Source organism: Paraoerskovia marina DSM 21750, from assembly GCF_000701465.1.
Taxonomy (GTDB): Bacteria; Actinomycetota; Actinomycetes; order Actinomycetales; family Cellulomonadaceae; genus Paraoerskovia; species Paraoerskovia marina.
Window position 1 is genome coordinate 114,033 of the sequence record NZ_JNIY01000003.1, and the last position, 12,373, is coordinate 126,405.

Annotated in this window: 11 protein-coding genes; 7 read left to right on the plus strand and 4 right to left on the minus strand. The window is 71.3% G+C overall.

The window, feature by feature from the left end; translation table 11 throughout:
* Positions 1-40: 40 nt before the first annotated feature.
* Together Q343_RS0100580 and Q343_RS0100585 are read left to right on the plus strand one after the other, a co-directional pair.
* Positions 41-397, plus strand: coding sequence for a DUF805 domain-containing protein (locus Q343_RS0100580; protein WP_029251647.1), 357 nt, complete (start codon positions 41-43; stop codon positions 395-397).
* A gap of 159 nt (positions 398-556) precedes the next feature.
* Entirely contained in the window at positions 557-1,207 is a 651-nt protein-coding gene (locus tag Q343_RS0100585) for a dihydrofolate reductase family protein (RefSeq protein WP_029251648.1), read from the plus strand.
* 28 nt (positions 1,208-1,235) lie between these two features.
* Here Q343_RS0100585 and Q343_RS0100590 read toward each other — a convergent pair whose 3' ends face one another.
* From Q343_RS0100590 to Q343_RS14305, 4 genes are all read right to left on the minus strand, one after another.
* On the minus strand, positions 1,236-2,429 hold the full coding sequence (locus Q343_RS0100590) for a hypothetical protein (RefSeq protein WP_029251649.1): 1,194 nt from the start codon (positions 2,427-2,429) through the stop codon (positions 1,236-1,238).
* Positions 2,426-2,992: a SigE family RNA polymerase sigma factor gene (locus Q343_RS13675; protein ID WP_043109084.1), complete on the minus strand. Its 567-nt coding sequence runs from the start codon at positions 2,990-2,992 to the stop codon at positions 2,426-2,428. Before Q343_RS13675 ends, Q343_RS0100590 begins: the two co-directional genes overlap by 4 nt.
* Before the next feature lie 109 nt (positions 2,993-3,101).
* Positions 3,102-4,124 carry a LacI family DNA-binding transcriptional regulator gene (locus Q343_RS0100600; RefSeq protein ID WP_029251651.1) on the minus strand — a complete coding sequence of 341 codons (1,023 nt, stop codon included), beginning with the start codon at positions 4,122-4,124 and terminating at the stop codon, positions 3,102-3,104.
* A 135-nt stretch (positions 4,125-4,259) separates the two neighbouring features.
* Positions 4,260-6,347 carry a cellulase family glycosylhydrolase gene (locus Q343_RS14305; RefSeq protein WP_052366722.1) on the minus strand — a complete coding sequence of 696 codons (2,088 nt, stop codon included), beginning with the start codon at positions 6,345-6,347 and terminating at the stop codon, positions 4,260-4,262.
* Positions 6,348-6,500: 153 nt separating this feature from the next.
* Here Q343_RS14305 and Q343_RS0100610 point away from each other — a divergent pair, with 153 nt between their 5' ends.
* The 5 genes from Q343_RS0100610 (at position 6,501) to Q343_RS0100630 (ending at position 12,366) form a co-directional block, all read left to right on the plus strand.
* Positions 6,501-7,742 (plus strand): AGE family epimerase/isomerase, encoded by a 1,242-nt coding sequence (locus Q343_RS0100610; protein ID WP_029251653.1) that lies wholly within the window; start codon positions 6,501-6,503, stop codon positions 7,740-7,742.
* On the plus strand, positions 7,739-8,638 hold the full coding sequence (locus tag Q343_RS0100615) for a PfkB family carbohydrate kinase (protein WP_029251654.1): 900 nt from the start codon (positions 7,739-7,741) through the stop codon (positions 8,636-8,638). Before Q343_RS0100610 ends, Q343_RS0100615 begins: the two co-directional genes overlap by 4 nt.
* Before the next feature lie 84 nt (positions 8,639-8,722).
* Positions 8,723-9,739, plus strand: a complete 1,017-nt coding sequence (locus Q343_RS0100620; protein WP_029251655.1) for a LacI family DNA-binding transcriptional regulator — start codon at positions 8,723-8,725, stop codon at positions 9,737-9,739.
* Positions 9,740-10,031: 292 nt separating this feature from the next.
* Positions 10,032-11,345 (plus strand): ABC transporter substrate-binding protein, encoded by a 1,314-nt coding sequence (locus Q343_RS0100625; RefSeq protein ID WP_029251656.1) that lies wholly within the window; start codon positions 10,032-10,034, stop codon positions 11,343-11,345.
* A gap of 70 nt (positions 11,346-11,415) precedes the next feature.
* A complete protein-coding gene (locus Q343_RS0100630; RefSeq protein WP_155990580.1) occupies positions 11,416-12,366 on the plus strand; it encodes a carbohydrate ABC transporter permease in 951 nt (316 codons plus the stop codon).
* Positions 12,367-12,373: the final 7 nt, after the last annotated feature.

The following is a 12,373-nucleotide window of genomic DNA, read 5'->3' on the forward strand; positions in this document are numbered from 1 at the left end:
CAACTGTCCGCAGTGAAAAGGAATCAACAAGGGGGCAGTCATGTCGCTCGTCGAGTCGGTCAAGTCGGTCTTCTCCAAGTACGCGACCTTCTCCGGGCGTGCGCGCCGCTCCGAGTACTGGTGGTACTCCCTCGTGATCTTCATCCTGTCCGCGATCGTGGGCGGGATCGGCAACGACATCCTCACCTTCGTCTTCAGCCTGGTGATCCTTGTGCCGACGCTCGCCGTGGGTGTCCGCCGGTTGCACGACACGGGTCGCACCGGATGGTGGATCCTGATCGGCCTCATCCCTGTCATCGGGACCATCATCTTGATCGTCTTCTTCGTCCAGGACAGCGAGCCCGGCTCGAACCAGTACGGCCCGTCACCGAAGGGCGCGGGGGCCCAGACGGCCTAGGGTCGACGGTTCCTCTCTTCACACGCACGCGAACGGCCGGGCACCCGCGGGTGCCCGGCCGTTCGCGTGCCTGACGGGAGTGCGGCCGTCGGTGGGCCGGTGCACGATGGGCGACACGGATCACCAGCGCTCGACCACCGACCCGATGCGGAGCCTGACATGCGACTGACCGTGCACACGTTCCTGACCCTCGACGGGGTGATGCAGGGTCCGGGCGGACCCGAGGAGGACACGAGCGGGGGATTCACCGCGGGCGGCTGGATGACGGCGTTCGGCGGCCCCGACTTCGGCGCGGTCGTCGACTCGTGGTTCACCCGGACGGCGGCCCTGCTGCTGGGCCGCACGACGTACCAGGCGTTCGCCGGGTTCTGGCCCCAGGTCACCGACCCGGAGAACACCGTGGCCGTGGCCATCAACGCCATGCCCAAGCACGTCGTCTCGACGACCCTGCCCGAGCAGGACTGGACCGGGACCCGGGTGGTCCGCCCCGCCGACGGCGGCGCCGTCGAGCAGGTGCGGCGGATCCTCGACGCCGGCGGCCCGGACGACGAGCTCCAGGTGCACGGCAGCCACCGGCTGGCCCGCACCCTGCACGACGCCGGGCTCGTCGACGAGTACCGGCTCCTGACGTTCCCGGTGGTGCTGGGCCAGGGCAAGCGCCTTTTCGACACCGGATCGGCCCCGAGCGGGTTCCAGGTGGTCGAGACGGCGGTCGTCGACGACGTCGCGACCTATCACGTGCTGCGCCCGGTCCCGCTGGAGGCTCCGCGGGAGTTCGCCGTCGAGGACGGGCGCGAGGTCACCCGGTAGCGGGTGACCTCGCGCGCCGGCCGACGAGCTAGCCGACGAGTCGCGCGGACGCCTCGCGGACGGCGTCGAGCTCGCCGTCGAGGGTGACGGTGACGTCGCCGACGAGGTCCGCGAGCAGGACCCGGACCGGCGCGCCCGTGCACGGCACCTCGGTCCGTGACGACTCGACGCCGTCGACCGAGACGACGGCCTCGAGCTGGGTCCCGAACGGCGCGGCACACTCGGCGTGCAGCGTCGCCCCGCGGGTGGCCGCGACGTCGGCCCGGAGGGCCTGCTCCTCGAGGTCCGGCGTCAGGACGGCGGAGGCGAGCAAGACGTCGAGGTCCGGCTGGTCGGAGGTGACCGTGCCGTCGGTGCCGAGCGTCAGAGCGTCGCAGGGTCCGTCACAGCCCCAGATCCCGTGGCCCGTTCCCTTCCGGATCGCGACCACGTCGTCGACCTGCGCCTCGCCGAGTGCGGCGGCGAACACCGAGATGTCGTAGAAGCCGTACGGGTCGCGCACCGTCGGGATCGGGAGCGACTCGGCGTAGAGCTGCTGCTGGAACGCCTCGAACTCCTCAAAGTCACGCGTGGTGTCCCACTCTGGCGTCCCGACACCGTCCCAGATCCGCAGACCCACCTCGTCGGCCGGTCCGATGCCGCCGACGATGACGCTCTCGGCACCGTCCGGACTGACCAGCATGACGAAGGCGCCCTGGTTGTCCGAGATGCGCGTCATCCCGCCCAGACCTGCCGAGTCGGCACGTCCGCGCTCGTAGAGCTGTTCGAGCCCCGCCGCGTCGGTCGACCAGACCTCGAGGTTCGGGAACTGCTGGTCGTCGGCGGGGAACGTGACGACGAACCGCTCGTCCGTCCCGACCCACGAGTCCAGGCCCAGGTCGAGGACGACCGTGCCGTCCGAGAGCTCGGACCCGACGGCCTTGTCGGTGGCGACGACGCCGTCGACGTCGACGAGCACGGGCTGCTCGCCGGCCCGGAGCACGTCTCCGCCCAGCGTCGCCGCGGCCGGTGCGCTCTCCGTCGTCTGGTCGAACAGCCCGCCGGGGACGGCGATCGCCGCACCCATCACGGCACAGGCGGCCACCGCGACACCGGCGGTGCCGAACGTGCGCCGCGTCTGCGTCCTGAGGCTGGCGTGCAGGACGTCGTCGGGGTCGAGGGTCGAGCGGACGGGCTGGGACTGCACGCTCGCGCGGAGCCGCGCTGCGAAGTCGTCGGTCATGAGAGCTCTCCTTCGAGAACGGTGCGGAGCCGGCCGAGGGCACGGGCGGCGGTGGACTTGACGGTGCCGACCGGCATGCCGAGCTCGGCGGCGACCTGGTTGGCAGGGAGGTCGAGCAGGTGGCGGAGCACGATGACGCGGCGCTGCTTCACGGGCAACGTCAGGAGGGCACGCACGACGGCATCCCGGTCGTGGACCCGCGGGCCGTGGTCCGTCCCCGTGTACCGGTGGTCCGGCACGTGCGACTCGGTGCTCTGGTCGGTCAGGATCTCGCGCCGTGTCCGGCGCCAGGTGTCGATGCGGAGGTTGGCGAGCGTGCGCCGGGCGTACGCGAACGGGTCGCCGTCGGACGCGCGGCCCCAGTGCCGCCACATCCGCTCGTAGGTCTGCTGCACGAGCTCTTCCGCGCGGTGGTGGTCGCCCGTGAGCAGGTAGGCGATCCCGGTGAGGCGGTCCTGCGAGCCACGGACGAAGGACACGAACTCCTCACCGCGGCTCGCGACGTGGGATCGCACAGGGATGGAGGTGGGGGGTGCGCCGAGCGCTGCGTCGTTCGTGGTCATCTCGCCCCCGTCGTCGGTCTCATACCCACTACACGCACGAGGACGGTGAAAAGGTTCCGTCCCGTGCACGGTTCGAGTGAACCGCAGGTCGCGCGGAGGCGCCGAGCGGCTACTGCGGGAGGCGGCCGCGTCGCACCAGGTGCGTGGGGACCACGACGGACCGCGACGGGCCGGACGGGTCCGCGAGCCGTGCGAGCAGCTGGTCCGCGGCCCGGCGGCCCATCTCGGCGGCGTCGTACGCGACGACGCTCACGCCGAGGGCGTCGGCCAGCTCGAAGTCGTCGAACCCGACCAGGGTCACGTCGAGCGGGATGCCCGCGGCCCGCACGACGGCGGCGCTCGCCCGGTTGTCACCGGCCAGGACAGCCGTCGGTCGGGGCTCCGCGGACAGGAGGTGCAGCGCGGCGGCGTCGAGATCTTCGGCGTGCGGGCCGACGTGCTCCAGAGCCGGGTCCGGGTCGAGTCCCGCCCCGGTGAGCCCCCGGCGGTAGCCGGCGAGGCGTTCCTGCTGCGTCGCGAGCGACCCGTTGGTCCCGAGGAAGCCGATCCGCCGGTGACCCGCGGACGCGAGGGCGCGTACGGCGTCGTACGCCCCGTGCTCGTTGTCCAGCACGACAGAGTCCGCGACCAGGCCGTGCGCCTGCCGGTCGACGGCGACGACGGGAGTGCCGAGACGCTGCTCCGCCTCGAGGTACGACTGGTCCGCCGCGGCCGGCACCAGCAGGAGCCCGCGTACCCGCTCCGCCAGGAGCGCGTCGACCACCGTGCGCTCGACCTCGGGATCATCCTCCGCCGCGGCGATCACGAGCGTTAGCCCGTGCGCGGCGAGCACCCGCTCGACCCCGCCGGCGACAGCCGCGTAGAAGGGATTGCCGAGATCGCCCACCACGAACCCGACGGTGGTCGAGACCCCACCCGCGCGAAGCGACCGGGCGAGCCGGTTGGGACGGAACTGCAGGCGCTGCGCGGCGTCGAGCACCGCCGTCCGGGTGGCCGGCGCGACGTTCGGCTCGCCCGAGACGACGCGTGAGACCGTCTTGGCGCTGACGCCGGCCGCGCGCGCCACGTCCGCGAGGGTCGCGCGGGGGCCACGGCGGTCGGCGCTCGCGGTCACGGGGTCGGCGCTCGGCATCCCGTGAGCGTACCGGGATCGGCGCCGTGGCCCGGTCCGCGCCCTCAGTGCGGCGGGGTACGGGCGTGCCGGCCGAGTGGCGCGACCGCACCGCCCGCGCGGTGGCCGGCCAGGCGGCCACCGCGCGGGCAGGGTCTACAGCAGGGTGAGGCGGTCGACGGCGAACACTCCGGCGTTGACGAAGATCAGGAGGTCGTGGACGTCGGTGAGCGTCGACGTGTCGCAGCCGAGGTCGGCGATGTCGACGGAGACGGTGTCCTCGCTGCCGGGCTCGACCCAGACGTACGGCGACTGGCACCAGGCCCAGTCGTCGCCGGAGCGCACCGCGAGCGCGACGGAGGTGCCGACGTCGGCCGTACGGACGTCGAGCTCGAGCGCCGCCCGGTCGCTGAGGTCGAGCGGCTCGTCGAACTCGGGCGACCCGAACCAGGCGCCGTTCGAGCTGATCGCGAGCGAGGAGTCACCGTCGGTGGCCCAGTCTCCGGACGTCGTCAGCGAGCCGGGGTCGGACTGCCAGGTGGCCGGGACCCAGCCCTCGGTGCCCGACTCCCACGAGCCGAGGACCACGGGAGCGCCCGGGACGGGCTTGACCGTCACCGTCAGGACCGCCGACGTGCTGCGGCGGAGCCTGTCCTTGACGGTGTACGGGACCGTCAGCGTTCCGGTGAACCCCTCGTCGGGCTGCACGTCGACGACGCCGGCCGCGGAGATGCGGGCGGACCCGCCCTCGAGGTCGACCTCGGTCTGACGCCCGGGCGCGTCCGAGAGGTCGAGCGTGCGGTCCGAGACCGTCGAGACGAAGGCGACGTCGTTGGCGAGCACGTCGACGGACGCGACCTGACCGGTCTCGACGACGACGGTGTCGTGGTCCGCGATCGGGCCGGGAATGCGGTGCTGGTCGGGCCACGGCACGAGCGAGGCGTGGGTGGAGACGAGCTCGCAGACCGGGCTCGGGCAGTAGACCGTGAATCCGTCGTAGTCGGCATAGAGCGTGCCGTCGTCCTGCTCGGCGGTCAGCGTCCAGTAGAGGGCGCCGTCCACGCCCCAGCGCCGGACGTCGGCGAGCCAGTCGGCGTAGACCGGCATGCGGGTGGCCTTGTCGAGCACCCCGAACTCCCCGAGGTACACCGGCTTGCGGAGCTTGGCGGCCTCGAGCGCGTGCTGCCGGATCCAGCCGCTGCCCCACTCGGTCGTGGTCTTCCAGTGGTCGGGGTAGAGGTGCATCGACATCATGTCGATGTCCGGGAGCGCGGCGAGCGCGACGGTGTCGACACCGTCGGCGCAGTCCTCGCCGAAGTCGGGCCCGTAGCCGGACTCGCCGTACCGGTCGTCCATCACGCGCTCGTTCTCGTCGCGGCAGAAGAAGCCTTCGTCGCCCGCGGTGAGCAGGTGTCGGGCGTCGACCGACTTCACGTGGGCGCTCATCTCGGCCGCCCACGTCGTGATGGTGTCGGCGTCGCAGTCGCCGTCCGGGTATGCCCCGGCGCTGGTGCAGCGCGGCTCGTTGGCGAGCTCCCAGGCCATGATCGTCGGATCGTCCTTGTAGGCGACCCCCGTCACGGTGTTGACGCGGTTCAGCAGGGTGGAGACCCAGTCCTTGTACCAGCCGCGGATCTGCGGGTCGGTGTAGAAGTCCGCGTGGGAGTCGCCTCCGGCCCAGCGCACGTACTGGTCCATGCCGCCGAACGCGTTCCAGTTGTTGGTGAACGGAATGACGAGGCGTAGCCCCCGTTCCCCGGCGGCCGCGACGACGTGGTCGAGGCGTTCGAGCCCGTCGGCCCCCTCGTTGACGACGGGGCGGCCCTCGTCCTCGTCCCAGGCCTGGTACCAGACGCCCTCGAAGTTCTGGTGCACGGAGCCGGAGCCGTCGGGGTTCTGGAAGTCCTGGAACCCCCAGGTCCGGACGACGTCGAACCCGGCCTCGGCGGCGTCGTCGAGGACCGCGTCGGCCATCTCGGGCGACTTGTACCCGAGGTAGTAGTTGTTGGTGCCGGCGAACTCGAAGGTCTTGCCGTCGAGGACGAGGCGTGCCCCCTTCGTCTCGACGAAGCCGTCGGAGTCCCCGGATTTCTTGGCGGCCGAGCTCGTGACGGTGGGTGTCGTCGAGGTCGGCGCGGCGGACGTTGCGGAGGCCGTCGCCGTGGTGGCCGTGGCGGTCAGCAGCAGCGCTGACGCGACGGCACCGGCGGCCAGTGCCCGTGCTCGGGCCCGTGGTCGATACATGGTTCTCCCCTCGTGGGCGCCGCCTCGTTGCGGCGCGTTCTTCATCTGAGTGCATTAAACGCTTAATGTCAACGCTGACATGTACGATGGTCGACGACGGCGCCCCGGTGGTGCCCGACATCGACGTCGACACACGTGAGGACCTGAGCGCGCATGACCCCTTGGACCGACCAGGCCGACCACCGCAGCTGGCTGACCCGCGAGCGCCTGCGTCTGCTGGAGTTCGGCCGCGACGTCGTCGCCCCGGCGGGCGGGGCCGCGTGGCTCGACGAGCACGGCGTCCCCGACCTCGACCGCGGCGTCCAGACCTGGATCACGGCGCGGACCGTCCACACGTTCGGACTGGGCGCGATGCTCGGAGTGCCCGGCAGCGCGCGGATCGCCCGCGGGGCGCTCGCGGGCCTGACCGGCCTCCTGCGCGACGGGGAGCACGGCGGGTGGTTCGCCCACGTCGACGTCGACGGCACGCCGGTCGACGACTCCAAGCAGTGCTACCAGCACGCGTTCGTCGTGCTCGCGGCGTCCACCGCGACGGCCGCCGGGCTGCCCGGCGGGCAGGCGCTGCTCGACGAGGCGGCCGCCGTCTTCCTCGAGCGGTTCTGGGACGAGGACGCAGGGATGTGCGTCGACGCGTGGGACCGCACCTTCACCGAGCTCGACGGGTACCGCGGCGTCAACGGCAACATGCACGCGGTCGAGGCGATGCTCGCCGCGGGCGACGTCACCGGCGACCGCGCCTGGTACGCCCGCGCCCGGCGCATCGCCCGGCGGGTGGCGGAGAACGCCGCCGCGCACGAGTGGCGGATCCCCGAGCACTACGACGCCGCGTGGACCCCGGAGCTCGACCTCAACCGCGAGCGCCCGGACGACCCGTTCAAGCCCTTCGGCGCCACGGTCGGCCACGGGTTCGAGTGGTCGCGGCTCTTCCTCCACATCGACGCGAGCCTGGGGACGGACGAGCTGTTGCCCGCTGCCCGCAACCTCTTCGACCGCGCGCAGCACGACGGCTGGTCCGTCGACGGCGCCGAGGGCTTCGTCTACACCACCGACTGGGAGGGCGCGCCGGTGGTCCGCGACCGGATGCACTGGGTCGCGGCCGAGGCCGCCGCGGCAGCGGCCACGCTGCACACGCGCACCGGTGAGGAGCACTACGTCCAGGCGTACGCGACCTGGTGGGACAACATCGCCGACACGCTCGTCGACCGCGAGAACGGCTCGTGGCACCACCAGCTCGACCCCGCGAACTCGCCTGTCGCCACCGTGTGGCCCGGCAAGCCCGACCTGTACCACGCGGTCCAGTCGACGCTGCTGCCCGTGGCCCCGCTCAGCCCCGGGCTCGCGGTCGCTGCGCGCGACGGCCTGATCGGTGCGCGTACCGCGGAGGCGGGCCGATGACCCGCGTCGTCGTGGTCGGCGAGGCGCTGGTCGACGTCGTCCACCGCACCGACGGTTCCGTCGAGGAGCTGCCGGGCGGCAGCCCTGCCAACGTCGCGATCACCCTCGGTCGCCTCGGCCGGTCTCCGCGCCTGGCGACCTGCCTGGGCGACGACGAGCGGGGCCGGACCGTCCGCGCATGGCTGGGGGAGTCCGACGTGGAGGTTTTGGCGACGCCGGTCGGGCGCACCTCCACCGCCCGCGCCCACCTCGACGCCGACGGCGCGGCGACCTACGACTTCGACCTCGCCTGGGACCTCGGGGCGGGCGTCGTGCCCGCGGGCGACGTGCTGCACGTCGGGTCGATCGCGGCCCTGCTCGAGCCGGGGGCGTCGGCGGTCCTGGACGCCGTGCGATCCGCGCCCGGTCTCGTCTCGTACGACCCGAACGCACGTCCGACGATCACCCCCGACCGGGCGGCGGCCTGCGCGCGGGTCGAGGAGATCGTCGCGCTCTCCGGGATCGTCAAGGTCAGCGACGAGGACCTTGCCTGGCTGCGCCCCGACGAGGAGCCCGCCGACGTCGCGGCCCGCTGGTCGACGATCGGCCCGGCGGTGGTCGTCATGACCGCCGGCGGCGACGGCTCGGTGATCTTCCGTGCCGGGACCGAGACCGCCCGCGTCCCCGTCCCGCGGGTCGACGTCGTGGACACGGTCGGGGCCGGCGACACGTACACGGGCGCACTCCTCGACGGCCTGGTCGAGCTCGACCTCACCACCGTCGACGCGCTACGGGCCGCCCCCGACGCCGAGATCGTCGCGGTCTGCACGCATGCGGCGGCAGCTGCGGCCGTGACCGTCTCGCGCGCCGGGGCGAACCCGCCGCGGCGCGCCGAGCTCGGCCGCGTCGTGCGCTGACGCCGGACCGTGAGAAGCGCCGAGCGAATCGGTGCCAGTACCCTCGGTCTACCGGGGCCACGCCGGGTCGACGAGGGAGTTCACGTGCGGCGCATCACCATCGCGGACATCGCCCGGGAGGCAGGAGTCTCCACGGGTGCGGTGTCGTACGCGCTGAACGGGCGTCCGGGCGTCTCGGAGGAGACCCGGGCCCGCGTCGTCGCCGTCGCGAACCAGCTCGGCTGGGAGCCGAGCTCGGCGGCGCGCTCGCTGTCCGGGGCGCCGACGCAGACGGTCGGGCTGGTGCTGGCGCGGCATCCCAGCACGCTCGGCGTCGAGTCGTTCTACATGCAGTTCATCGCCGGGATCGAGTCTGAGTTCGCGCCGCGCTCGTACGCGCTGCTCCTGCAGGTGGTCCCCGATCTCGACGCCGAGCTCGAGACGTACCGCCGCTGGCGCGCTGCCCGGCGCGTCGACGGAGTCGTCCTCGTGGACCCGCGCCAGGACGACCCGCGCATCGAGGTGCTGAGCCGGCCGGACGCGCTGCCGGCCGTCGTCGTCGGCGACTCGTCCCTCGCTGGCGACCTGCCGAACGTGTGGACGGACGACGCGGCGGCGGTCCGTGAGTCGGTGCGGTACCTGTATGCGGCCGGTCACCGTCGGATCGCCCGCGTCGGAGGCCTCCAGGAGCTGGGCCACACCCACATCCGCGACGTCGCGTTCCGCGAGGAGGTCGAGTCGTTGGGCATCGAGGGGCCGCTCGAGCGGACCGACTACACCACGGGGTCCGGTGCCGACGCGACACGCCGTCTGCTGACGTCGGTCGACCGGCCGACCGCCGTCGTCTACGACAACGACGTGATGGCGCTGGCCGCGATGGGGGTCGCGGCCGAGCTCGGCGTGCGGGTCCCGGAGGACCTCTCGATCATCGCGTGGGACGACTCGCCGTTGTGCCAGGCCACCTACCCGCCGCTGTCCGCGCTCAGCCACGACGTGACCAGTTTCGGGGCGCACGTCGCCCGGCGGCTCTTCGACCGGATCGACGGCGTCCGGGGCGGCAGCTTCCTGGACTCCACGCCGACGCTGCGCCCTCGGGGCACCACGAGCCCGGTCCGCGCCTAGCGGTCGAGGGGGCGGGCGGAGGCCGACGGCCACCCGGCCCTTCCGGTTTTCACCACCGGCGCTCCCGTGCTGCTCTCCATGGCAGGCACCGATGCTGGATCGTGACCTGACAACGTTGACACACGTTCACTTAAGCGGTTAACTGATGATCAGCAACACAGCCTGGCGATCGTGGTCAGGCTCGGCGGGCAGGCCGGGAATCTTCCGTGCCGAGGGCAAATCTACGGTCGCAGCGATGCGTTGTGGATCACTTAACCGCTTCGTTCAGTCAATGACGACAGGAGACATGGAAATGAAGCTCAAGCACAGTGCCGGCTTCGCAGCCGCAGGCGTGCTCGCGATGGCGCTCACGGCCTGCAGCAGCGGCAGCGACAGCGGTGACGACGCGGCGGAGAGCGGCGACGGCGCGATCAGCGGCGACATCACGGTCCTGACCAACCGCACCGACCTGATCGACACGACGTTCCAGGACTACAAGAACACGTTCGAGTCCGAGTACCCGGACGTCAACGTCGAGTTCGAGGGCATCACGGACTACGAGGGTGACGTCTCGATCCGCCTCAACACGCAGGACTTCGGTGACGTCCTGCTGATCCCGAACACGGTCAGCAAGGACCAGCTCCCGAACTTCTTCGCGCCCCTCGGCAGCGTGGACGAGGTCTCCGAGACCTACCGGTTCGTCTCCGAGCAGGCTTATGAGGACCAGGCCTACGGCGTCGCCATCACCGGCAACGCCCAGGGCTACGTCATCAACAAGAAGGTGTGGGAGGAGGCCGGGATCACCGAGGCCCCGACCACGCCCGAGGAGTTCGTCGACGCGCTCCAGGCGATCGCCGACTCCACCGACGCGACCCCGTACTACACCAACTACGCGGACGGCTGGCCGCTCAGCCAGTGGCAGGGCAACCGCGGCGTGATGGCGGGCCCCGAGACCGAGCAGATCCTCGCCGACACGGACGAACCCTGGACGGAGGGTGAGGAGCAGTACGCGATCGACTCGCTGCTCTACGACGTCGTGGACGCCGGCCTGAGCGAGGACGACCCGACCACCACCAACTGGGAGGAGTCGAAGACCCTGCTGGGCTCCGGCGAGGTCGCCACGATGGTGCTCGGATCCTGGGCCGTGACCCAGGTCCAGGACGCGGCCGAGGCCGCCGGCGGCAGCCCCGACGACATCGCCTACTGGCCGATGCCGTTCCAGGTCGACGGGTCGTTCCACTCCACGATCGGCGGCGACTACAAGAACGCCGTCAGCAAGTACTCGGAGAACCCCGAGGCTGCGCGCGCCTGGGTCGACTGGTTCGCCCAGGAGTCCGGCTACGCCGAGTCGCAGGGCGGCCTCGCGCCGACCGTCGAGGGCGAGCTTCCGTCGACGCTCTCCGAGTTCGAGTCGCTCGGTGTCGAGTTCGTCGAGATCGACCCGGCCCCGGCCGGCGAGGAGACCGCGCTCTCGGACATCTACGACACGGCCGAGATCGACCTGTGGGGCAACGTCTACCGCCAGAAGATGATCGACACCGCCCGCGGTGCCGCCGACGGCGACAAGGCCTCGTACTTCGACAGCCTCAACGAGCGCTGGTCGGCAGCACGCGCCGAGGTCGGCTGACCTTCCGCTCCGACCACGGGTGGCCCCCGCAGCATCCGGGGGCCACCCACCCTTCGTGAAAGGACCACTGATGTCAGTGTCGACCGGTGCCGACGTGCGGATGCGGCAGGGAACCAACCGCCGAGGGCTCCAGCCCCGCAGGCGTGGCGCCCGCAAGCCGCGTCAGGTCTTGACCCCGTGGCTGTTCCTCGTCGCGCCGGTCGTCCTGCTCGTGCTGTTCACCTACGTGCCGGTGACCAACATGGTCTGGTACAGCTTCACGAACTGGGACGGCCTGGACCCCGTCAAAGAGCCTGTCGGGTGGACGAACTACGTCGAGATCTTCACGCGGCCGGAGATCTTCCAGGTCTTCTTCGTCAGCCTCTACTACGTGCTCGGCGCGTTCGTCCAGCTCGCCCTCGCGCTCTACTTCGCCACGATCCTCAGCTTCTCGACGTGGTTCAAGAACTTCTTCAAGGGCATCCTCTTCTTCCCGTACCTGCTCAACGGCGTCGCGATCGGGCTCGTCTTCCTGTACTTCTTCCGGCCGGACGGCACGCTCGACGCACTGCTCTCGCTCGTCGGCGTGAACGAGCCGCCGCAGTGGCTCGGCAACCCCGACATCGTGAACGTCTCGCTCGCCTCGACGTCGGTCTGGCGCTACATGGGCCTGAACTTCGTGCTGTTCCTCGGCGCGATCCAGTCGATCCCCGAGGAGCTCTACGAGGCCGCAGAGCTCGACGGTGCCGGCAGCTGGGACAAGTTCCGCAGCATCATCCTGCCGGGCATCCGCCAGATCGTCGGGCTCTCCGTGATCCTGGCGATCTCGGGCGCACTGAGCGTCTTCGAGATCCCCTACATCATGACCGGCGGCGCCAACGGCACCGAGACCTTCGTGATCAAGACCGTCACGACAGCCTTCACCTTCTCCAAGGTCGGGCTCGCCTCCGCGATGGCTGTCGTCCTCCTCTTCATCGTGCTGGCGTTCACGTGGCTGCAGCGCACGATCTTCCCCGACGACAAGGTGGACCTGACATCATGACCGCCCT

Coding starts and splice junctions, on each gene's coding strand:
- Q343_RS0100590 (WP_029251649.1), bottom strand. CDS start 2,429: ATGACCGACGACTTCGCAGCGCGGCTCCGCGCGAGCGTGCAGTCCCAG.
- Q343_RS0100585 (WP_029251648.1), top strand. CDS start 557: ATGCGACTGACCGTGCACACGTTCCTGACCCTCGACGGGGTGATGCAG.
- Q343_RS14305 (WP_052366722.1), bottom strand. CDS start 6,347: ATGTATCGACCACGGGCCCGAGCACGGGCACTGGCCGCCGGTGCCGTC.
- Q343_RS0100600 (WP_029251651.1), bottom strand. CDS start 4,124: ATGCCGAGCGCCGACCCCGTGACCGCGAGCGCCGACCGCCGTGGCCCC.
- Q343_RS0100625 (WP_029251656.1), top strand. CDS start 10,032: ATGAAGCTCAAGCACAGTGCCGGCTTCGCAGCCGCAGGCGTGCTCGCG.
- Q343_RS0100615 (WP_029251654.1), top strand. CDS start 7,739: ATGACCCGCGTCGTCGTGGTCGGCGAGGCGCTGGTCGACGTCGTCCAC.
- Q343_RS13675 (WP_043109084.1), bottom strand. CDS start 2,992: ATGACCACGAACGACGCAGCGCTCGGCGCACCCCCCACCTCCATCCCT.
- Q343_RS0100610 (WP_029251653.1), top strand. CDS start 6,501: ATGACCCCTTGGACCGACCAGGCCGACCACCGCAGCTGGCTGACCCGC.
- Q343_RS0100630 (WP_155990580.1), top strand. CDS start 11,416: ATGTCAGTGTCGACCGGTGCCGACGTGCGGATGCGGCAGGGAACCAAC.
- Q343_RS0100580 (WP_029251647.1), top strand. CDS start 41: ATGTCGCTCGTCGAGTCGGTCAAGTCGGTCTTCTCCAAGTACGCGACC.